Below are 20,369 nucleotides of genomic sequence, written 5' to 3'. Positions count from 1 at the left end.
TCGGTTCTTGTCCGGTAGTCGAAATGATTATCCTCCAAAAGGAACCACGAACAGCCATGGCCGACTCCGATTTCGAACACCTCCACAAAAAGCAAAATCTTCTCACGACGCTCGTTTTGTTTCTCGTCTTCATCGAACTCGCCCGGATTCTCACGACACTGAACTGGAGCCATCGGAGCAAGCGCAATCGCCGTCTTCCTCACCGCAATCGCGTGGTCACTCGCATATTTCTCGTCGTAAGCCAACTGTTGTTCGCCACTCGCTAGCACACTCTGCAAACGTTGCCGTAACTGCTGGTTATAAAATTATGCGGAAATATGCCCACTACACATGAGCGACGACCAGCCCCGATTCGACACCCGGAGCGTTCACACGGGGCAGGAGCCTGACCCCGCGACAGGGGCGGTTGCTCCGCCCCTCTACCAAACGACCTCCTACGCCTTCGAAGACGCCGACCACGCCGCAGACCTGTACGCGCTGGAAGCCGACGGGCACATCTATTCCCGTCTGAGCAATCCCACAGTCGAAATGCTGGAAGACCGCATTGCCTCCCTCGAAGGCGGCGCTGCTGCGGTCGCCACCGCCAGCGGGATGGCCGCGCTCGACTCGCTGACGCTCGTTCTCGCGGAAGCGGGCGACAACGTCGTCGTTTCGACCGACACCTACGGCGGGACGACGGCCTACTTCTCGCACACTGCGTCCCGTCGCGGAATCGAGGCTCGGTTCGTGGAAACGCTCGACTACGAGGCTTACACCGAAGCAATCGACGAGGACACCGCGTTCGTCCACGTCGAAACCATCGGCAACCCGTCGCTCGTCACGCCCGGTTTCGGCCGGGTGGCCGAAATCGCGCACGACCACGGCGTTCCGCTGGTCGTGGACAACACGTTTGCCACACCGGCCCTCTGTCGCCCCCTCGACCACGGCGCGGACGTGGTCTGGGAATCCACGACGAAATGGCTCCACGGAAGCGGAACCACGGTCGGCGGCGTCCTCGTTGACGGCGGCGATTTCGACTGGGACGGCTATCCGGAAATCGCAGGTGACAATCCTGCCTACCACGGCATCGACTTCTCGCGGGACTTTTCCGACGCACCGCTCGCTGGCGCAGTCAGGTTCCGGTCGCTTCGAAGCCTCGGCAATCAGCAGTCCCCGTTCGACGCGTGGCAGACGATTCAAGGGTTGGAAACGCTTCCGCTCAGGATGGCTCGCCACTGCAACAACGCCGCCATCGTCGCGGAGTACCTCGCAGACCACGACGAAGTCGCGTGGGTCGCCTACCCCGGACTCGAATCCCACGAAACGCACGGAAACGCGAGTCGGTTCTTGGACTCTGGCTACGGCGGCATGATTGCCTTCGGACTCGGCGAGTACGAGGCCAGCAAGACGTTCTGCGAAGAGGTCGAACTCGCATCCTTCCTCGCAAACATCGGCGACTCGAAAACGCTGGTCATCCATCCAGCGAGCACGACGCACGCCCAACTCTCGCCCGAAGAACAGAAGTCGGCAGGCGTGACACGGGATTTGGTTCGCCTCTCGGTCGGTATCGAAGACCCCGCGGACATCCTCGCCGACCTCGATTCGGCAATCGAGGAGGCGACGCGATGACTGCGACTGCGTCCGCATCCGTATCCATGGGTTCGTTCGAATTTGAATCCGGCGAACGAATTCCGGAGTTAGAAATCGCCTACGAAACCTACGGCGAATACACCGGCAACAACGCGGTTCTCGTCTGTCACGCCCTCACCGGCAGTCAGCAGGTGCGCGGTTCCCGCGACGGCCAAGGAACCGGCTGGTGGAACGAGATGGTCGGCCCGGGCAAACCTATCAACACCAGAAAGCAGTACGTCATCTGCGCAAACGTGCCGGGGTCGTGCTACGGAACCACCGGCCCGCACAGCACGAATCCGGAGATAGGTGAACCATACGGTTCGGATTTCCCTGCTGTCACCGTCGGCGATTGGACGCGCGCCCAGCACGGTTTGCTCGACCACCTCGGAATCAGTGACCTGCGAGCAGTCGTCGGCGGAAGCGTCGGTGGCATGAACGCCCTCGAATGGGCGAAGCGGTTTCCGAACCTCGTCGAGAAGGTGATTCCAATCGCCACGTCCGCACGACTCGACCCGCAACTGCTCGCCCTCTCGGCGGTTTCCCGGCGGGCTATCGTCTCCGACCCGGCGTGGCAGGGCGGCGATTACTACCCCGACCACCCTGATACTGGGTTAGCTCTCGCTCGGCAGTTGGGCCACGTCACCTACCTCTCGAAGGATTCGATGGCCGAGAAGTTCGGCAGGCGACTCGCCGATTGTCCACCCCGGCAATTCGGCACCGGGGACGATTCGGATGAATCGTCCCCGGCCTTCGCCCCCGACCCGGACTCCTACCGCGACGTGGAGAGCTATCTCGACTATCAAGCCCAAAAGTTCGTCAAACGATTCGACGCGAACAGCTATCTCTCGCTCACGCATGCGATGGAAAATTACAACCTCGCCGCGGGCTACGACTCCGACGCGGACGCATTCGCCGACTTCGACGGTGAAGCCCTCGTCCTCTCGATTTCTGGGGACTGGCATTTCACGGTCGAGCAGTCGAACCACCTCGAAACGGCATTCCGCGGCGCAGGCGTCGAAACGACCCATCGCGTCATCGAGAGCGACCACGGACACGACGCCTTCCTCACCGAACCTGAGTCAGTCGGCCCGCCAATTCGGCGGTTTCTGGAACCAGAAACGGGACGATTTGCGCCGGTTCACGCCAGTCTGTTCGCGCACTGAATCGGCCGCCGAACTGATTGTCCTTCGCGTTGTCCGGATGGTGAGATGACACATCGACTGTTCGTCACCGTACTCGTTTTGATGCTGGCGGTCGGGGCGGTTCCCGCACATCTTGGCACCGCTACTCAGTCCGGAACCGCGACTGCGACACAGGCGCAAGACGGCTGTAACTACGCGCAGCTGTACGACCGAACCATAGACTCCGTGGTTTCGATTCGCGTCGGAACCGCTGGCGGGCAGTTCGGCCAAGGCTCCGGATTCGTCTATCGATCCGGCGCGAACGGAACTGCAAACGACACCGGTCTCATCGTGACGAACAACCACGTCGTTGCGAACGCGACGACGGTCGAAGTCCAGTTCAACCGCGGCCAGTGGCGATCAGCAGAGGTCATCGGCACCGACGCCTACAGCGACCTCGCAGTCCTGCGCGTCCAGCGAGTTCCGGGATACGTCGAATCGCTTTCGGTGGCGAACGACTCCGCGGAACAGGGCGAAGCGGTCGCCGCACTCGGTAACCCCCTCGGATTGCAGGGGTCGGTGACGGAAGGCATCGTTAGCGGTCTCAACCGCTCGCTCCCAACCCAGCAAGGGTTCTTCATTCCGAACGTGATTCAAACCGACGCCGCCATCAACCCCGGCAACAGCGGCGGCCCACTGGTGAACTGCGACGGAGCAATCACCGGCGTCAACACCGCCGGTATCAGCGGCGGGGAGAACCTCGGGTTCGCCATCCCTGCGAGTGTCGTCCGGCAGGTCGTCCCGTCACTCGTGGAAAACGGTACCTACCGTCACAGCTACCTCGGTATCGAATCCGTGGGCGTCTCGCCAATCGTCGCCCGAGCGAACGGCCTTCAGCAAGCACAGGGCGTCCTCGTCGCCAACGTCGTTTCTAACAGTCCTGCAAACGGGGTTCTACAGGGAAGCCAGCGGACGGAACGCGTTCGTGGCTTTCCAGTCCCGGTCGGTGGGGACATCATCGTCGGCATCGACGGCTATCGCGTTCGCTCGTCAGAAGATTTGTCCAGCTATCTCGCAACCGAAACCCGGCCGGGCGAAACGGTCGAACTCACGGTTATTCGGAACGGTGAACGCCAGACAGTGAACGTAACACTCGGGGCGCGCCCACAGCCGTAAACCTCAAAAAATCAGTCGCTGATTTCGATTCTGTCGCCGTCGTCGGCCTCTTCACCGTCTGCGATTGGGAGGCGAACTTCGAGGACGCCGTTGCGGTAGGACGCAGCGATGTCCTCTTTTTCAACCACCTTGGGCATCGTCACGCGTTCGGACAGTTCGCGGGCACGAGTGAAGTCGTCACCAGTCACTTCGTGTTTCGCAGAGACGGTCAGCACGTCGTCGCTGAACGAGAGGTCGATTTCTTCCTTCTCGAATCCGGGGAGGTCGGCGACGAGGACGAACTGTCCGTCGTGTTCTTTCAAATTCATGTGGGTTCCCGGCCGTCCGTTCAGTCGCTGTCCCCCACTTCGCGGGTCTTGGAATCCCCACATCCGCGAGCGCATCTGTTCGAACATTCGGTCTACATCCTCGAAGGGGGTGTATCGTTCCATTACAATCACCGACTGTATTAGAGGACTCGTGAGATAATAAAGATAGTGAGATACGGAATATCACGTGTCTCTGGTCTTCTACCACCTAGATAGCGTTCTTCGTTTTGAGAATGTCGTGAAGTTCGTTCATGTGGGAAACGATGGTGTCACAGGCCGGAGCGACCGCTGGTTTCGGGTCGAATCCGACCGACAATCCGGCGACTTCCAGCATCGGCAGGTCGTTCGCTCCGTCGCCGACTGCGACAGTGTTTACCATGTCTGCGTCGTGTTCTTCCGCCAGCGATTCCAGCGCCTCGTCTTTCGTCCCCTCGATGAGCGGCCCGTCCACGTCGCCGGTCAACACCTCGCCGTCGTCCGGCAGTCGATTGGCGATGATAGTGTCCACGGACACGCCTTCACGGTCGAGTGCGGCCTGCACGCCGCGCTCGAACCCACCGGTCAGAATGGCGACGTGGGTTCCCTTTTCCGACAGGTCGGCAAGGATTTCCGCCGCGCCCGGGCGAAGTCGAACGTCCGCGAAGGCATCCGCCGCGTCCTCTAGTGGAAGTCCTTCCAGCAACGCAGCGCGGTCGCGGAGGCTCTTCGCGTAGCTGATTTCGTCGTTCATCGCGCGCGCCGTGATGTCTTCCATTTGGTCGGCAACGGCCTTTCGCTCACCCAGAAGCACCGTCATTTCCGAGTCCGAAAGCGTCCCGTCGAAGTCGAAGGCGACTATCTTCATTCGAATCGTGATTAGGGCTTTTGGATGTTAAATGAGCGTGGTCGGCGTGGAAATTGCCGAGAGGGGACATCGATTCCCAACCAATTCGTCTCGAAGTTCACGTAAATCGTCAGCAGGGCCGGCGTGCATGCATGCCCGGGGCAAAACAAATACGACAACAGACACAAGCTGTTTGCTGACCCTCTCGATTTTAATCGAAAAATCAGTTCGACGCACCATTTTTCGACCGAAATTCCCGTACCGTTAGAATATTCGAGTCGGTATGAACGGAAGATGACAAGAGCTATGGTGTTCTTCCATCATTTCTCGAATGTTCTACATGAGTTCTGGCAACGACATTCCAATCGACCCGTCAGGGTCGTCGAGTCCGATACCGGATATCGACCTTAGCAATATTTTGGGGAACACACTTCTCATCGGAATCGCCATCGTCGTCATCGCCGCGCCGATTGTCGGATTTATGGCGTGGGAACCCGTCGAGGAAGGGAACGTCAAAGTCGTCAAAAAGTGGGGTGCGGCCAGCGGAACCGTCTTCGAACCGGGTGCACACTTCATCAACCCCGTCGCTCAGAGTACGGTTTCGCTCTCGACGCGCCCGCAAGCGTACACTATGTCGAGCCAACAGGGTGATGGCAATAGGGAGAACACCGACGACGCGATAACCGTCTTGACGGAAGACGGACTCCGGGTGGACATCGACATCACCATCCGGTATCGCGTCGATTCCGCGCAAGCCGTGAACTTCTACAAAAACTATCGCGGTACCGACGCCGCAGAACAGCGACTCATCCGCCCGAGCATTCGGTCGGTGCTCCGAACCGAAGCGGGACGCCTCCCGGTCACCGAAATCTACACTGGTGAGGGACAGACGAAACTGAAAGCGGCGGCACAGGAGACGCTCCAACGGGATTTCAACGAGGACGGTCTTATCCTCGAAACGGTACAGATTCGAAACGTCAATCTGCCACAGGAGTACGCTCAATCGGTCGAACAGAAAGAAATCACGAAACAGCGCAGACAGCAGAAAGAAAACGAACTCGAAGTCGAAAAGCTGGAAGCCGACCGAAAACGAATCGAGGCGGAAGGACAGGCCGAAGCGAACCGCATCCTTAGCGAGTCGCTCGACCAGAACGTCCTCACCGAAAAGTACATCGAGAAGCTGAACGAAACCGACACGGTGTACATCCCCGTCGGCGGCGAGGGCTACCCGCAGTTCGTCCGAAATATCGAGGGTGGCTCCGGCCAAAGCTCCGGTCAGAATACCGCCCAGAGTACGAACGGTGGTTCGACCAATCAGTCTTCAGCGTAATGACCAGCGCCGCCGCGAACCGGCCAGTGAAGTGGGCGCTCGCGCTGGCGGGCATTCTTTTGGGAGCCGCATTTTTGGGCGTCGTAGCCAAATCGCTGGTCAGTTGGAAGGCACTCCTCCTCTTGCTCGCCGTTTTCGTTCCGGCCTTTCTTCTTTCGTACCGATTGAGTAAGGCACAGCGCGCCTACGACTCGGGGCGGTACGGAATCGGACGGCGCGTGGTCACCGAACAGACGACGCTCTCGGATGGCTGTTCGGTCTGTGACTGCGCCGAAACTCGACAGCAACCGGGAATCCGACGACGGTTCGTCAAAGAACTCGTCGTCGATGGTGTTCCCGTTGCGCTTGTTGCAGACGGACAGAACGATTACTGTGCGGAGTGCGCCGAAACGGCTCCAGAGATCGATAGCGAGATGAATACCGAATCGCAGTCGCAAACGGGTTCCGGGGAACGGGAACGCACCGAATAACCCGTGGACAAATTTTCTTACAAAATATAGAGGAAATTATACTGGCAATCTTCGCGATGAGAGAAAGCGTTAACGGGCGGCAGGTGTTTTCTCTCCATCAATGAAGGTTCTGGTCACCGACCCCATTGCCGATGCGGGACTCGACCGACTCCGCGAATCGGGATACGAGGTAGAGACGGCCTACGACGTAGAGGGTGATGCACTCTTGAACGCAGTTGCAGATGCAAACGGACTCATCGTTCGCTCCGGAACGGACGTGAACCGCAAGGTGTTCGAAGCCGCATCCGAACTCGTCATCGTCGGCAGAGCGGGTATCGGCGTGGACAACATCGACATCGAGGCGGCAACAGAACACGGCGTCATCGTCGCCAACGCACCGGAAGGAAACGTCCGCGCCGCCGCGGAACATACGGTTGCGATGGCCTTTGCCGCCGCGCGCTCCATCCCGCAGGCACACGTCCGACTCAAGAACGGCGAGTGGGCCAAGAGCGACTATCTCGGAACCGAACTGAACAAGAAGACGCTCGGTATCGTCGGCCTCGGCCGAGTCGGGCAGGAAGTCGCCAAGAAACTCGACAGCCTCGGCATGGAACTCGTCGCCTACGACCCCTACATCAGCGAAGACCTCGCCCGGCAACTCGGTGCTGAACTGGTCGAACTGGACGACTGCCTCGACCGCGCCGACTTCCTCACGGTTCACACGCCGCTCACCCCAGAAACCGAGGGCCTCATCAGCGACGAGGAACTCGCGCAAATCGAAGGCGGCTACGTCGTCAACTGCGCCCGCGGCGGCGTGATTGACGAGGACGCACTCGCCAGAGCGGTCGATGACGGAATCCTCGCAGGTGCGGCAATCGACGTGTTCGCCGAGGAACCGCTTTCGAAGAACAACCCGCTGCTCGACGTGGACGACGTCATCGTCACGCCGCACCTCGGCGCGAGCACGGAGGCGGCACAGGAAAACGTCGCTACCAGCACCGCAGACCAAGTCGTCGCGGCACTCCGCGAAGAACCGGTCATCAACGCGCTCAACGCGCCGTCCGTCGAGGAGAGTGCATTCCCGCGCGTCCGACCGTACATCGAACTCGCGGAGACGGCGGGCAAAATCGCCACGCAACTCCTCGATGAGCGAATCGAGCGCATCGAGGTGAACTACGAGGGCGACATCGCAGAAGAAGAGGTTGACCTCGTCACCGCCAGCGCACAGAAAGGCGTCTTCCAACCGCTCGAATGGCAGGTCAACGCGGTCAACGCGCCGCAAATCGCGGAGGAACGCGGCGTCGAAGTCACCGAGAGCAAGACTCGACAGGCGGAGGACTTCCAGAGCCTCATCGCGGTCACCGTCGAAAGTGCAGACGAGGAAATCACGGTCGAGGGAACCCTGTTCGCTGGTGACGACCCCAGAATCGTTCGCATCGACGGCTACCGCGTCGATGCGATTCCGCACGGCCACATGCTGGTTGCAAGAAATCACGACAAACCCGGTGTTATCGGGTTCGTCGGCACCGTTCTCGGCGAACACGACATCAACATCGCGGGGATGTTCAACGCTCGCGAAACCGACGGCGGGGAAGCACTCTCCGTTTACAATCTGGATGACGAACTCTCGGAGGCCGCGAAACGAGCGCTCGAAGCCGACGAACGCATGATAGAGGTGCGGAGTATCGGGCTGAACGGTTGAATCGCTGATGCAACCAGCGGACGAGATTTTTTATACGGAGACGGAACCAGACACACGTAATGACAATTCACAAATTAGAGAACTCGCCGGGAAAGCGCGTGGAAGTAGAGCTATCGACCCGAATGACCTGACGCCGCTCGACGAACTCTGACCCCACCCTGCCGCGAAAGCCGGACTCAAGTACCCGCCATACTTCGCTTCGAACCGTGGGCGAGGAACTCGTGGATAGCAAGCAATCGACTGGGAAAGAGCGACTGGTAACGGGCTACTCGGGAAAACTCCTCCTCGCCGTCTCGCTGGGCTGGGCGATGATTCAGACGGGCAGGCTCGTCCTGTCGCCCATGCTTCCGACCGTGATGGAGTCGCTCCGAATCACGGAATTTCAGGCCGGATTGGCATTCACCCTGCTCTGGGGCCTGTACGCTCTCGGCCAGTATCCGAGCGGGCGACTCTCCGACCACCTGTCGCGGAAGACGCTCCTCGCCACCGGACTTTCGCTCCTTATCGTTGGGTTCGGCGTCCTCGCCAGCGCGCCGACCTACGCAATGTTTCTGCTCGGTGCGGCAGTCGTCGGAACTGGAGCGGGACTGTATCCGACCCCGGCGAGGGCGCTCGTCTCCGACTTGTTTGTCTCGCGCCGAGGACAGGCCTTCGGCCTCCACGGCGCGTCGGGAGACGCTGGCGGCGCACTCGCGGCAGGGCTTGCAATCGTCGTCCTCGCAGTTGCGACGTGGCGGTTCGCGTTTCTTCCGGTTGCAATCGCTCTGCTTGTCGTCCTCGCCCTGCTCCACCAGTGGAACCGCGAAGCCTACACGCCGCCGCGAATCGACGCCGATGCTGGGAGAGCAGTAGTCGGCGATGTTCAGAAGACTGGGAGGCGGTTCGCCAACCGCAGAACCGCGGCCTTGCTCGTCGCCTACTCGCTGTACGCGTTCGTCTGGCAGTCGGTTACCGGATTTCTCCCGACATTTTTGCAGGAGGCAAAGAACTTTTCCCCGGAACTCGCGGGCGGTGGCTTCGCCGTGCTGTTCGTCGTCGGCGCGCTGGTGAAACCGCTGTCAGGGTCGCTCGGCGACCGGATTTCGCGGCCCGTCGTCGCCGCCGGGTCGCTGGTCGTCGCAACGCTCGCTCTCGCGGGGGTCATTCTGACAACCAGTACGCTCGCAGTGACCGCGAGCGTCGTGGTCTTCTCTGCGGGATTGATGGCCTACCCGCCAGCGATGCAGGCGCACCTGATGGACGTATTTCCGGACGGAAGCATGGGCGGCGACCTCGGTGCGACAAGGACGATTTACATCGGCCTCGGCAGTCTCGGGACGACCTACGTCGGATTCGTCGCGGGACAGGCCGGATACACAATCGCGTTTGCAGGCCTGCTCGTGTGTTTGCTCGTCAGCGCGAGCATCGTCCTCGGACTTGCCCGGATTCATTAATCCCGAATCACGTCGGAGGCTAGTTCCTCCGCGGGCGGAAGCGGGCCGAACTCGTCCAGTGTATTCCGAAGTTCGTCCGGGTCGTCCCGACCGGGGAGCGGTTCCGTCGCGGTTCGACACGGTTCGCTCACGCCGAGTTCTGAACTGACGTGGTCGGAAACCGCCTCAGCCATCTGCCGATACGTCGTCAACTTCCCGCCGACGATGGTCGTCATTCCCGGTCTGTCGTCCCGCTCGCCGTGGTCGAGAAGCGCGAAATCGCGGGTCAGCGCGCGTCCGTCTTCGAGGGTTACGTCCGTCCCGCCGAACAGCGGTCTGACGCCCCAGTACGACCGGATGGTTCTCGCTGTCGCAATATCGGGAATCGTCCTGCTCGCCTCTTCAATCATCAAATCTTCCTCCCACTGCGCCTTCGGGTAGTCATCGGGATTCTCGACTTCGACGCTCGTCGTCCCGATGATGGCCGTGTTTTCGTGTGGCAGGACGATGTCGCCGTCCGTCGCCGGGCGACAGTGGTTGACGACGGTGTCGAGTGACGGGAAATCCACGACGACCATTACTCCCTTCGACGGCCGCATGGGAATCTCGATGTTCGCCATCGCGCCGACCGATTCGGCCCATGCACCCGTCGCGTTGACGACGTGTCGGGCACGAATCGTCTCGATTTTCGATTCCTCTCGATACCGCACTTCTGCCCCTACCACGGCCCCGCCCTCGACGAGTATATCCACGACTTCCGCGTGCGTTTCGATGATTCCACCGTGGTCGCGGGCATCGACGGCGTTAGCGACCGTGAGCGGGAACGGATGAATCACGGCGTCGGGCACTCGAAACGCCCGTTTCGTTTCCGATGCGAGGTACGGATGGTCTTCTCGGATTTCTTCCGCGGAAACCGATTCCACGTCGATACCGCAATCGAGACAGGCCTGTCTCGACCGCTCGAAGTGCGATTCGTCGTCCTCCGCCAGTTGCACGAAGTAGCCGCCGGTTTCATCGACGCAGTGGCTCGCAATGTCGCGCAGAATCCGGTTTTCTTCGATACAATTCCTCGCACTCTCCGGGTCGGCGACCGCGTAGCGAGCGCCACTGTGCAGGAGGCCGTGCATGTTTCCGGTCGCTCCGTCCGCGAGTCGCCCCCGTTCCACGACCACCGTATCCAAACCGCGGAGTTCGAGGTCGCGTGCGATACCGGTTCCAGTGATTCCTCCTCCGAGAATCAGAACGTCGGTTTCCTCCACCATGTTTTTCGTTCAGGGAGGGTATCGTTTGACGCTGTTGGCGGTTCGAGGTGAGGGGGCCGACAGGGTCGCGGTCACCGCGACAGATGTTCCAGTACGTCGTCGGTGTCGGCGGGAACGGGTTCCGGTTCGACGCCCGCCTCCGCGGCGGCGTCGGGGTCTTTCAGCAGGTGTCCCGTGGTCAGGCAGACGACGTTTTCGTCCGCCGAAATTTCCCCGGATTCGCGGAGTTTGCGAAGGCCAGCAACGCTGGCCGCGCTGGCAGGTTCGACGCCGATTCCGTCACCAGCCAACGCTCGCTGAGCGTCCGTGATTGCTTCGTCCGTGACGGCGATTGCGGTGCCGCCGGTTTCCCGAATCGCGGGGAGGGCTTTCGGTGTGTTGACCGGATTGCCGATTCGGATGGCAGTTGCGATGGTTTCTACCTCGTCCCAGCGACGGACTTCGTCCGCGTCGGTTTCGACGGCTTCGACCATCGGAGCTGCACCCTCTGCTTGCACCCCGGTCAAAACTGGCACTTCCTCGGGTGTCAGTTCCTCTGCTGCCACGAGTTCGCGGAACGCCTTGAACAGCGCGCTGGTGTTTCCGGCGTTCCCCACTGGGAGGACGATTCTGTCGGGAAGGTCGCCCGTCTGGTCGCGGAACTGCTCTACGATTTCCAAGCCAATCGTCTTCTGTCCTTCCAGTCGGAAGGGATTCAGCGAGTTGAGCAGGTACGCCTCGCCGCGATTTGCGAGTTCGGAGACGATGTCGAGGCAGTCGTCGAAGTTGCCGTCAACTTCGAGAATTCGCGCGCCGTGGAGACTCGCCTGCGCCACCTTTCCGGCGGCGACTTTTCCGGCGGGAAGGAGAACGAGAACCTCGGTTTCTGCCCGCGCGCCGTAGCACGCTAACGCCGCGCTGGTGTTCCCGGTGCTGGCGCAGGCCAATCTGTCGGTCCCGAGCTTTTCGGCGACTTTCACCCCGAGCGTCATCCCGCGGTCTTTGAAACTTCCCGTCGGATTCATCCCCTCGTGTTTGACCCGCAGGTTCGAGACGCCGACTTCCTCCTCGATGGTCGGTGCCGCGTACAGCGGCGTGTTTCCTTCCTCGATGCTCACGCCGGATTCGACCGGAAGGGCGTCTGCGTACCGCCAGACACCGCTCCCGTCCGATTCCGCGAAATCCTCGAAGGTCGGGTGGTCTTCGTAGCAGACTTCGAGTAGACTCTCGCAGTCCGGACACCGATAACGGATTTCATCGAACGGCGGGCCAGTCCACTCACAGTCGATGCAGGCGAGCCATACCCCGTCGTCCGCGCTGTCGGGAACCGGCGCGGTCGGATTCGAGAGCGTCAGGTTCATTGCCGGGGTGGATGCGTTCCGAGGTGAAAAAGGCGCGGACGGTGGCAACGCTGGCAAGGGTGAAAGTCGAAACGGATTCGAAAGGCGGAAATCGGCGTCACAGCGACAAGACGAGTTCGTCGTCTTCGCGCTCGAACTGCGTTCCGAACGCCGAGGAAAGTGAATCCATCTGTTGCATACTCCAGTTGCCCGCGTAGTGTTCGGCCTCGTGAACCGCGAGGTCGTAGATTTCGGTCGGATGTAATCTGAGTTCCGCAAGTTCGTCGCCCTCGACGGTCAGTTCGAACACGAAACTGCGGTCGTTGTGTCGTTCGGAATCGACCGCGTAGTCGTCTAGAAAATCGCCAGTGTCGTACAGGACGACCGTTCCGTCAACGACCTCCACGCCCTGAAAGACGTGCGCGCTGTGGCCGTGAACGATGTCAACGCCCTGCTCCGCCAACCAGCGGGCGAATTCCCGAAATTCGACGGTGGGTTTGGTGCGCATGTTCAGGCCCCAGTGGAGCGACGCCACGAGCAAATCGGGGTTCGTTTCGCGGGCCTGTGCGAGCGAGTTACCGATGATTCGCGCCGCCTTATCGTTCGTCACATCAAATTCGACGTGAGCGGTTCCGGGACTGTCCGATTCGGCGGCGAACTCCGGCGTGTTGTCGGTGAACGAGACGAACGCGATGTCGAGGCCGTCGATAAAAACGAACGCGGGAGCGCGGGCCGATTCCACGTCGATTCCCGCGCCGGAGTGTGCGATTTCGGCGTCGCCCAGATAGGAAATCGTATCGCGGAGTGCGTCCGGGCCGTAATCCAGCATGTGGTTGTTGGCGAGGTTCGCCCAATCGACGCCGACCGCGTTCAGCGCCGGAATCGCCCAATCCGGGTCGGCCCGAAAGTGAAACGGTCGATAGGTGTCCGTCCACGGCGTTCCGCGGGCCGACAGACAGCATTCGAGGTTGATAAACAGCCCATCCAACGCTTTGAGATGTCTCTCGACGTTTCCCCAAACAGCGGTGACACTCCGCTGTCGCTGTCGTTCATCCACCAACCGCCCCAGCATTACGTCCCCCACAAAACCGAGTCGCGTCGTATCCTCTCCCATCGTGAACCCCGTATTCCCTTCGGGTGTTGGAAGCAAAAGGCTACCCGTCAATCAACTGGTCTTCAAAACTCAAGCCGCCACAAACGGTTGTTTTGTGCGTTCTTACTGCGGTCTGTCCTGTCCATGCTCTGCGGAAATTCCTATCGTTATTCGTGGACTACGCTAATGCATGGCACAGAAAAGAACGAGACGCATCAGTGAATCCGTCCGACAACGAGGAATAATCAACAAAACGTGGTCGAGTTCGATTCTCGGCGGGCTGGCGGGTGGCATCGTCTTCGGCATCCTCATGCAGTCGATGGGAGTGATGCCGACTATCGCGTCCCTCTACGGACTCGACGGCGCGACGATGGGGTGGGTTGCCCACCTCTTCCACAGCATCGTGTTCGGCCTCGTCTTCGGGGGTATCATGACGATGACCAGTCTTAGAAAATACGCCGACAGAATCGTTCCGACGACCGGTTTGGGAGCAGTGTACGGCGTCCTCCTGTGGTTCGTTGCCGCGGCAATCATCATGCCGCTCTGGTTGGGTGCAGTCGGGATGGAAATGCCGCCGGTTCCGAATCTCGACCCGACGAGCCTTGTCGGTCATCTCCTGTATGGCGTCGTGTTGGGCGCGGTGTTTGCCGCGGCCTACCGGCGCTAAACTGTTGACCTACTGGACACCCGTACTACCGTTTTTCGTCGAGATACGCCAACAACGCCTTCTGTGCGTGAAGCCTGTTTTCGGCTTGATTCCACGCCAACGAGCGGTCGCTTTCCAGCACGCCGCCAGTAATCTCTTCGCCGCGATGGGCGGGCAGACAGTGCATGACATGCGCCGAATCGGGACGCAGGTCATCGTTCAGTTGGAAACCATCGAACGCGGCCAATTTCTCCTCGCGCTCGTCCTCCTCGCCCATGCTGACCCACACGTCAGTATAGACGATGTCCGCGTCAGCCACCGCTTCCTCAGGGTCGTTCGTCAGCGCAGGCGAGCGACCGCGGTCATTCGCTCGCCCGAGTGCGTCGCTCGACGGTTCGTACCCTTCAGGCGTCGCAACCGTCAGGTCGAGTCCGACCGTCGAAGCCGCGATTGCGAAGGAGTTGAGCACGTTGTTTCCGTCGCCGACCCACGCGACCGACACGTCTTCGAAGGCTCGCGGGCCATGCCCGCTCGCGGGTTCCGAGGCGTCTTGTGCCTCGACGAACTCCCGAATCGTGAGCAAATCGGCGAGCGACTGACACGGATGCGCGATGTCCGACAGGCCGTTGATTATCGGAACCGTCGCGTACTCTGCCATCTCGACCAGACAGTCGTGGTCGAACACGCGCCCCATGACGAAATCCACGTAACGCGAGAGCACTCTCCCCGTATCCGAGACGGGTTCTCCGTGGTCGAGGTGGGTGTGTTCCGGCCCCATGAAGACGGCGTGCCCGCCGAGTTGCGTCATTCCCGTCTCGAACGAGAGACGAGTGCGCGTGCTCGGCTTTTCGAACAACATGGCGAGCGTCTGGCCCGAGAGTTCTGACGGCGAGCCGTTTTTCTTGAACTCGGCCGCGAGCGAAAGCACGTCGGCCAGTTCGCTCGGGGACAGGTCGTCCACGTCGAGGAAGTGGCGAGTCATAGTTTCTCCCCCAGCGATTCACAGACCGCCGAAAGGACGGCCACGGACTCGTCGAACTCCGCGAGTTCGAGGTGTTCGTCCGGCGTGTGGTCGAGCGACGAATCGCCCGGCCCGTAGGTCACGACCGGGCAATCCCACGCCTCGGCGTAGATGTTCGCGTCGCTGGTTCCGGTTTTACGGAGCAAACTCGGGTCGCCATCCTCGCCTCGAATCGCCACGCGAAACGCCCGCGCCAATTCTGTGCGCGGACTGGCCATGGTCGGCTGAATCGAATCGTGCCACGAGACTTCCCCCGCATCCAGTTCGGATTCGGCAATCTCACAAATCTCGTCCGCCGTCGTCCCCGGCGGGATTCTGAACTGGACTTCGATTTCGGCTTCCGTTGCCAAACCATCTGCCGCGAGTCCACCGTCGAACGAAACCGGTTTCGCAGTCACGGATTCAAAGACGGAACCCGACTCGTCCGTCGAACCCGCCTTTCCCGTCGAATCGGCGTTTGAGTCAAAGGCCGATTCGATTTTCGACAGCCAACTGACCGCGTGCTGGATAGCGTTCGCTTCCGGCCGCGAAGTGTGGACGGATTCGACGGAAACAGAGTAGGTTCCCGAGAGGAAGCCACGATAGCCGAGCGTGACGGCGTCCCAACCACTTGGTTCGCCATTGACAACAAATTCGGGTTCCTCGTAGTTTTGGACGAGGTGACGCGCACCGCGTGAGTCGGTTTCCTCGCCAACGACACCGACGAAACTCGCTCCTGTCTGGATTGCTGTCACCGCCATCGCCGCGAGCGGGCCTTTGGCGTCCACGCTTCCGCGACCCCAGAGAACGCCGCCATCGACTTCGACCGGGATTTCCCCCGGAACCGTGTCGATGTGCGACGTGAGCAGGACTCCGTTTCCCGGCGCGCGGACGTTTCCGGCGTCGTCTATCCACGCCTCACGGCCCTGTTCCTCGAAGAACGAGGCGAGCAGTTCGGCACAAATCTCCTCGTTTCCCGACACTGACGGCGTTTCGACCAGTTCGACCAGCAAATCGTGTGCGTCTGATTGCGCGATTTTCGGTGCTGTCATGGCTTTCGATAGCGTCATTCTTCCCCTCCCAACACGTCCGACAGCGCCGCAACTACCCTGTCGAGATGCGCCGTTTCGACGGTCAGTGGCGGAAGCAGACGCAGAACGCTCCGTCCCGCCGGAAGTGCGAGGATTTGGTGAGAGAGCGCGAGTTCCTTCACGAGACGGTTCGCGCCGCGTTTCACTTCGATTCCGACCAGCAGGCCGTGACCGCGAATATCACGAACTGGGAGGTTCGCGGCGTGCAGTTCCGACTGAAGATATTCGCCCATCTCCGCCGCGTGTGCCGGAAGGTTCTCTTCGACGAGTACCGAGAGGGTCGCCTTCGCCGCCGCGCTGACGACCGGACTCCCGCTGAAGGTCGAACCGTGCGACCCGGCGTCCTCGGCAATCCAGTCGGCACAGAGGGTCGTGCCGATTGGCAGACCGCTGGCCAATCCTTTCGCAGTCGTGAGGATGTCCGGCGTCACTCCGGCGTGTTCGCATGCCCAGAACGCGCCCGTCCGGCCGAGTCCGGTCTGAATCTCGTCGAACAGCAAAGCCGTGCCCGATTCGGCGGTCAGGTCGCGCGCGGTTTGGAGATAGCTCTTCGTCGCGGGATTGACGCCGCCCTCGCCCTGCACGGGTTCGAGGATGACCGCGGCGGTGTCGTCGTCTACTGCTTCCGCGAGTTCGTCCTCGTCGCCGTAGGTGACGAACTCCACGTCGTCCACGAGCGGTTCGAACGGGGTGCGATATTTCGGCTTCCACGTCACCGAGAGCGACCCCATGGTGCGCCCGTGAAAGCCGCGCTTCGCGGCGACGATTTTTGACTTGCCGGTGGCACTTCTGGCGAACTTCAGCGCCGCTTCGTTCGCCTCCGTTCCGGAGTTACAGAGCCAGACGTTTTCGAGGCCGGAAGGCGCGACGGTCGCCAACTTCTCGTACAGCGAATCGCGCGATTCCGTCGGATACGAAGCGTGAACGAACAGCAATTCCGCGGCCTGTTCCTGCACCGCTGAAACCACTTCGGGGTGGCAGTGGCCGACCGGCGAAACCGCGTAACTCGCGCCGAAGTCGAGGTATTCGGTTCCGTCCTCGGCGTAGAGATAGACCCCCTCGCCACGCTCGATTGGAATGGGTTTCTGGGAGTAGACGAACTCGCTCATTGTGGTCCCTCCACTGCGGCAGGCGTGAACTTCGTTCCGTGGCCCTTCTGGGCCGCGGTAATCGGGTCGCGGTTGTTCGCGTCGGCGATAACGACCGATTTCGCCCCGCCGTTCAGGGCCTCCGTGGCCGCCATGACCTTCTTCGTCATGAACCCTTCCGCGACGTCCTTCGCGGTCGCCATCTCCGCAGGAGTGGCGACCTGCTCGATGAGCGTCGTCTCGTTGTCCGGATTTTCGAGCAGTCCCGGAACGTCCGTCAAGACGACCAGTTCGCCACCAAGTGCGCCAGCGATTGCGGCGGCGGCGCGGTCAGCGTCGGCGTTGACGGGCGTTCCGTCGTCGGCCAGCATCGGCACCGTCACGACAGGCGTGTAGTTCTCCGCGAGGAGCGTTTCCAACAGCGAGGCATTCACCGACTCGATTTTTCCGGAGTGGTCGCCGCGGCGGATTTTCTTCTTGCCGTCTTCGACGACTCTGACGGCGGACTTTCTTAGCCCAGTGAGGAGCGAACCATCAACGCCGGAAAGCCCGACTGCGCGGACGCCTTCGGCCTGCAGATCCGCGGTCAGGTCGGTGTTGAGTTTGCCGGGCATGACCATCTCGAACACCTCCATCGCGCGCTCGTCAGTAAAGCGCCCGACGATGCCGTTCGGCGATTCCACGTATTCGGGCTCTTCGCCCAGTGCTTCGAGCGTGTCGTCCACGGCGGTCGAACCGCCGTGGACGACCACCACGTCCTCGCCGTTTGCGGTCAGGTGGGCGATGTCGCCCAGCGCGCCTGCCGGATTCACCGCGCGAGCACCGCCAATTTTCACGACGATTGGGGCATTTTCGTCTTCGTCATCGATGATGCCACCATCAGTCCAAAGGTCGTCCTCTGCATCCTCCGGAACGTTGTCGTTGTCGATGAGGTGGTCGTGTGCGGAAAGCAGTTCGTCTTTCGTGTACTGTTTTCCATTCATGGCGACCCCACGGGGTGAAGCCCCTGAAACGCCAGTCCGGCGGTTTCCTCGAATCCTAATGCGACGTTCGCTGCGTGGACGGCCTGCCCCGCCGACCCCTTCATCAGGTTGTCGATGGCGCTGAAGACGACCACGCGCTTGTTGCTCGGGTCGAGTTCGAACCCGACCTCTGCGTTGTTCGTCCCGGCGACTGCCTTGGGTTCGGGATAGCGATAGACGCCGCTTCCGCCCGCGACGAGGCGGACGAACGGTTCGTCCTCGTAGCAGTTTCGGTAGGCTTTCCAGAGGTCACCCTTCGAAACCGGTGAGTCGGGGAAAACGTGACTCGTCGCGGATGCCCCGCGAACCATGTCCACGGCGTGGGCCGTAAACGAGACGCTGGTTCCCAGAATCGCTTCGATTTCAGCCTCGTGGCGATGACCTATCGGTGCGTATGGACGAACGATACCCGAACGTTCGACATGGCTCGACGCCTTGCTCGGACTCGCGCCGCCTTCCGACGAACCGACTTTCACGTCAACGACGATTTGCTCGCTTCCGGACAGGATTCCGGCGTTGAACAGGGGATACAGGCCGAGAATCGTCGCGGTGGCGTTACAGCCACCCGCGGCAATGAGGTCTGCACCGGGCAGTTCCTCGCGGAATATTTCGGGCAGGGCGTACACTGCCTCGTCCAAGTATTCCGGGCAGGTGTGGCCGTCGTACCACTCGTCGTACTCTGCCTCGGTTTCGAGGCGGAAGTCCGCGCTCAAATCGACCACGGTGTCTGCGGATTCCCCGAACTCGTCTACGTGCTCCATCGAGACGCCGTGGGGCGTTCCCGCGAATAGCACGTCCACGGATTCAAGGTCATCGGGTTCCGAAAAGCGCAGGTTTGCCCCGCGAAGGTTCGGATGTACCGAGCCAACCGTCTTGTTGGCGTACTCCCTGCTCGTGGCTTGGGCCACCTCGAAGTTGGGGTGGCCGGAGAGCAAGCGAAGCAGTTCGCCGCCGGTGTAGCCGCTGGCTCCGATAACGGTGGCGGAGAGCGTTTCTTCGCTCTCCACGGTCTGCTCTTCGGTCGCGGCGGCCATCAGGCCACCACCTCCATCTGCACCTTCGATTCCAACCAATCGACGACTTCGGCAGGAACGTCCACGTCAACCGCATCGTTCAGCGCTTTGAACTCGACCGTGTGGTTCACCTCGTGAACCGTGTAGCCCGATTCGGTTTCCATCAAATCGACGCCGAGCAGGCCGCCGCCGACCGCATCACTGGCTTGCTCGACCAGCGATTTCGCTTCCGAATCCAGTTCGAACGTCGTCGTTTCCGCGCCTTTCGCGGCGTTCGTCAGCCAGTGGTCGTCGTGGCGGGCCATCGCCGCGACCGGTTCGCCGTCGATTGCAAGCACGCGGATGTCCCTACCGGGTTTATCGACGAACTCCTGCACGTAGAACACCTTGTGCTCGTAGTGGCCGAGTGTAGCCTTGTGTTCCAAGATGGCCTCGGCCGCACTCTCCGAGTCGATTTTCGCCATGAGGCGACCCCACGACCCGACGACGGGTTTGAGCACGCATGGGTAACCGAAGGATTCGATGGCTTCCATCGCGCTGTTCGTCGTAAATGCGACCTTCGTCGCAGGCGTAGGGATGCCCGCCCCTGCGAGCGCCAGACTGGTCTTTACCTTGTCGGCGCAGATGTCCGCCGTTTCGTGGCTGTTGACGACGGGGATGCCGTAGGCCTCGCAGAACTGCGTAGCGTACAGGCTTCTGCTCGTCGCCAGACAGCGGTCGATGGCGACGTCGAGGTTGGCGAAGGTGTCCGGCGCGTCCGTCAGATCGAACGTCTCCTTGCGCACGTCGATTTTGGTCACTTCGTGCCCGCGGTCGCGGAGTTCGGCGAGCAGGAGCTTTTCGTCCTTGCGGATACGGGAGTAGAGCAGTCCTACGTGCACGCGAACCACTCCTGTTGAGTTT

Annotated in this window: 20 protein-coding genes; 9 read left to right on the top strand and 11 right to left on the bottom strand. The window is 61.0% G+C overall.

Annotated features, from left to right (window positions below):
* Window positions 1–56 precede the first annotated feature (56 nt).
* The 4 genes from HL45_RS02085 (at window position 57) to HL45_RS02070 (ending at window position 3,908) form a co-directional block, all read left to right on the top strand.
* Window positions 57–266, top strand: coding sequence for a hypothetical protein (locus HL45_RS02085; protein ID WP_049969450.1), 210 nt, complete (start codon window positions 57–59; stop codon window positions 264–266).
* Window positions 267–330: 64 nt separating this feature from the next.
* Complete coding sequence (locus HL45_RS02080) at window positions 331–1,608, top strand: O-acetylhomoserine aminocarboxypropyltransferase/cysteine synthase family protein (protein WP_049969449.1); 1,278 nt, start codon at window positions 331–333, stop codon at window positions 1,606–1,608.
* Entirely contained in the window at window positions 1,605–2,774 is a 1,170-nt protein-coding gene (gene metX, locus HL45_RS02075) for a homoserine O-acetyltransferase MetX (RefSeq protein ID WP_049969448.1), read from the top strand. Before HL45_RS02080 ends, metX begins: the two co-directional genes overlap by 4 nt.
* Window positions 2,775–2,819: 45 nt before the next feature.
* Complete coding sequence (locus tag HL45_RS02070) at window positions 2,820–3,908, top strand: S1C family serine protease (protein WP_049969447.1); 1,089 nt, start codon at window positions 2,820–2,822, stop codon at window positions 3,906–3,908.
* Between the two features lie 11 nt (window positions 3,909–3,919).
* Here HL45_RS02070 and HL45_RS02065 read toward each other — a convergent pair whose 3' ends face one another.
* Together HL45_RS02065 and serB are read right to left on the bottom strand one after the other, a co-directional pair.
* Complete coding sequence (locus tag HL45_RS02065) at window positions 3,920–4,339, bottom strand: Hsp20/alpha crystallin family protein (RefSeq protein WP_049969446.1); 420 nt, start codon at window positions 4,337–4,339, stop codon at window positions 3,920–3,922.
* 85 nt (window positions 4,340–4,424) lie between these two features.
* Window positions 4,425–5,060: a phosphoserine phosphatase SerB gene (gene serB / locus HL45_RS02060; protein ID WP_049969445.1), complete on the bottom strand. Its 636-nt coding sequence runs from the start codon at window positions 5,058–5,060 to the stop codon at window positions 4,425–4,427.
* A gap of 319 nt (window positions 5,061–5,379) precedes the next feature.
* Here serB and HL45_RS02055 point away from each other — a divergent pair, with 319 nt between their 5' ends.
* From HL45_RS02055 to HL45_RS02040, 4 genes are all read left to right on the top strand, one after another.
* Window positions 5,380–6,369, top strand: coding sequence for a prohibitin family protein (locus HL45_RS02055; RefSeq protein ID WP_049970057.1), 990 nt, complete (start codon window positions 5,380–5,382; stop codon window positions 6,367–6,369).
* The gene (locus tag HL45_RS02050; RefSeq protein WP_049969444.1) at window positions 6,369–6,839 is read left to right on the top strand and encodes a hypothetical protein; all 471 of its coding nucleotides are present in this window, start codon (window positions 6,369–6,371) and stop codon (window positions 6,837–6,839) included. Before HL45_RS02055 ends, HL45_RS02050 begins: the two co-directional genes overlap by 1 nt.
* Before the next feature lie 100 nt (window positions 6,840–6,939).
* Window positions 6,940–8,520: a phosphoglycerate dehydrogenase gene (serA, locus tag HL45_RS02045; protein WP_049969443.1), complete on the top strand. Its 1,581-nt coding sequence runs from the start codon at window positions 6,940–6,942 to the stop codon at window positions 8,518–8,520.
* 206 nt (window positions 8,521–8,726) lie between these two features.
* Window positions 8,727–9,953 carry an MFS transporter gene (locus tag HL45_RS02040; RefSeq protein WP_049969442.1) on the top strand — a complete coding sequence of 409 codons (1,227 nt, stop codon included), beginning with the start codon at window positions 8,727–8,729 and terminating at the stop codon, window positions 9,951–9,953.
* Here HL45_RS02040 and HL45_RS02035 read toward each other — a convergent pair.
* The 3 genes from HL45_RS02035 to HL45_RS02025 all read right to left on the bottom strand — a co-directional run bounded on the left by HL45_RS02035 (window position 9,950) and on the right by HL45_RS02025 (window position 13,627).
* Entirely contained in the window at window positions 9,950–11,194 is a 1,245-nt protein-coding gene (locus tag HL45_RS02035) for an FAD-dependent oxidoreductase (RefSeq protein ID WP_049969441.1), read from the bottom strand. The two genes, HL45_RS02040 and HL45_RS02035, sit on opposite strands and share 4 nt — an antisense overlap.
* Window positions 11,195–11,265: 71 nt before the next feature.
* Window positions 11,266–12,534, bottom strand: a complete 1,269-nt coding sequence (thrC, locus tag HL45_RS02030; protein ID WP_049969440.1) for a threonine synthase — start codon at window positions 12,532–12,534, stop codon at window positions 11,266–11,268.
* A 97-nt stretch (window positions 12,535–12,631) separates the two neighbouring features.
* A complete protein-coding gene (locus HL45_RS02025) occupies window positions 12,632–13,627 on the bottom strand; it encodes a CapA family protein (protein WP_084156775.1) in 996 nt (331 codons plus the stop codon).
* A 169-nt stretch (window positions 13,628–13,796) separates the two neighbouring features.
* Here HL45_RS02025 and HL45_RS02020 point away from each other — a divergent pair, with 169 nt between their 5' ends.
* Window positions 13,797–14,273 carry a hypothetical protein gene (locus HL45_RS02020; protein ID WP_049969439.1) on the top strand — a complete coding sequence of 159 codons (477 nt, stop codon included), beginning with the start codon at window positions 13,797–13,799 and terminating at the stop codon, window positions 14,271–14,273.
* A 25-nt stretch (window positions 14,274–14,298) separates the two neighbouring features.
* On the opposite strand, the gene argF is transcribed toward HL45_RS02020, so the two are convergent.
* From argF to lysX, 6 genes are read right to left on the bottom strand one after another with little or no spacing between them, the layout of a single operon-like run.
* A complete protein-coding gene (gene argF, locus HL45_RS02015) occupies window positions 14,299–15,234 on the bottom strand; it encodes an ornithine carbamoyltransferase (RefSeq protein ID WP_049969438.1) in 936 nt (311 codons plus the stop codon).
* On the bottom strand, window positions 15,231–16,322 hold the full coding sequence (locus HL45_RS02010; protein WP_162833837.1) for a [LysW]-lysine hydrolase: 1,092 nt from the start codon (window positions 16,320–16,322) through the stop codon (window positions 15,231–15,233). The genes argF and HL45_RS02010 overlap by 4 nt, the downstream gene beginning before the upstream one ends.
* Window positions 16,319–17,452 (bottom strand): aspartate aminotransferase family protein, encoded by a 1,134-nt coding sequence (locus HL45_RS02005; RefSeq protein ID WP_049969437.1) that lies wholly within the window; start codon window positions 17,450–17,452, stop codon window positions 16,319–16,321. Before HL45_RS02005 ends, HL45_RS02010 begins: the two co-directional genes overlap by 4 nt.
* Window positions 17,449–18,414: an acetylglutamate/acetylaminoadipate kinase gene (locus HL45_RS02000; RefSeq protein WP_049969436.1), complete on the bottom strand. Its 966-nt coding sequence runs from the start codon at window positions 18,412–18,414 to the stop codon at window positions 17,449–17,451. Before HL45_RS02000 ends, HL45_RS02005 begins: the two co-directional genes overlap by 4 nt.
* Window positions 18,411–19,487 carry an N-acetyl-gamma-glutamyl-phosphate reductase gene (argC, locus tag HL45_RS01995; protein WP_049969435.1) on the bottom strand — a complete coding sequence of 359 codons (1,077 nt, stop codon included), beginning with the start codon at window positions 19,485–19,487 and terminating at the stop codon, window positions 18,411–18,413. The genes HL45_RS02000 and argC overlap by 4 nt, the downstream gene beginning before the upstream one ends.
* The gene (gene lysX, locus HL45_RS01990) at window positions 19,487–20,347 is read right to left on the bottom strand and encodes a lysine biosynthesis protein LysX (protein WP_049970054.1); all 861 of its coding nucleotides are present in this window, start codon (window positions 20,345–20,347) and stop codon (window positions 19,487–19,489) included. Before lysX ends, argC begins: the two co-directional genes overlap by 1 nt.
* Window positions 20,348–20,369: the final 22 nt, after the last annotated feature.

The sequence above is a fragment of the Haladaptatus cibarius D43 genome (assembly GCF_000710615.1).
Taxonomy (GTDB): domain Archaea; phylum Halobacteriota; class Halobacteria; order Halobacteriales; family Haladaptataceae; genus Haladaptatus; species Haladaptatus cibarius.
Note: the sequence above shows the minus strand (reverse complement) of the source record. Positions and strands in the feature narration are given on the sequence as shown.

Bases quoted from the DNA above. Each gene is read 5' to 3' on its own strand.
- HL45_RS02000 (WP_049969436.1), bottom strand. From the start codon at position 18,414: ATGAATGGAAAACAGTACACGAAAGACGAACTGCTTTCCGCACACGAC.
- HL45_RS02050 (WP_049969444.1), top strand. From the start codon at position 6,369: ATGACCAGCGCCGCCGCGAACCGGCCAGTGAAGTGGGCGCTCGCGCTG.
- HL45_RS02020 (WP_049969439.1), top strand. From the start codon at position 13,797: ATGGCACAGAAAAGAACGAGACGCATCAGTGAATCCGTCCGACAACGA.
- HL45_RS02080 (WP_049969449.1), top strand. From the start codon at position 331: ATGAGCGACGACCAGCCCCGATTCGACACCCGGAGCGTTCACACGGGG.
- HL45_RS02065 (WP_049969446.1), bottom strand. From the start codon at position 4,339: ATGGAACGATACACCCCCTTCGAGGATGTAGACCGAATGTTCGAACAG.
- HL45_RS02070 (WP_049969447.1), top strand. From the start codon at position 2,820: ATGACACATCGACTGTTCGTCACCGTACTCGTTTTGATGCTGGCGGTC.
- HL45_RS02025 (WP_084156775.1), bottom strand. From the start codon at position 13,627: ATGGGAGAGGATACGACGCGACTCGGTTTTGTGGGGGACGTAATGCTG.
- argF (WP_049969438.1), bottom strand. From the start codon at position 15,234: ATGACTCGCCACTTCCTCGACGTGGACGACCTGTCCCCGAGCGAACTG.
- HL45_RS02010 (WP_162833837.1), bottom strand. From the start codon at position 16,322: ATGACGCTATCGAAAGCCATGACAGCACCGAAAATCGCGCAATCAGAC.
- metX (WP_049969448.1), top strand. From the start codon at position 1,605: ATGACTGCGACTGCGTCCGCATCCGTATCCATGGGTTCGTTCGAATTT.
- thrC (WP_049969440.1), bottom strand. From the start codon at position 12,534: ATGAACCTGACGCTCTCGAATCCGACCGCGCCGGTTCCCGACAGCGCG.
- HL45_RS02005 (WP_049969437.1), bottom strand. From the start codon at position 17,452: ATGAGCGAGTTCGTCTACTCCCAGAAACCCATTCCAATCGAGCGTGGC.
- HL45_RS02035 (WP_049969441.1), bottom strand. From the start codon at position 11,194: ATGGTGGAGGAAACCGACGTTCTGATTCTCGGAGGAGGAATCACTGGA.
- HL45_RS02055 (WP_049970057.1), top strand. From the start codon at position 5,380: ATGAGTTCTGGCAACGACATTCCAATCGACCCGTCAGGGTCGTCGAGT.
- serA (WP_049969443.1), top strand. From the start codon at position 6,940: ATGAAGGTTCTGGTCACCGACCCCATTGCCGATGCGGGACTCGACCGA.
- serB (WP_049969445.1), bottom strand. From the start codon at position 5,060: ATGAAGATAGTCGCCTTCGACTTCGACGGGACGCTTTCGGACTCGGAA.
- argC (WP_049969435.1), bottom strand. From the start codon at position 19,487: ATGGCCGCCGCGACCGAAGAGCAGACCGTGGAGAGCGAAGAAACGCTC.
- HL45_RS02085 (WP_049969450.1), top strand. From the start codon at position 57: ATGGCCGACTCCGATTTCGAACACCTCCACAAAAAGCAAAATCTTCTC.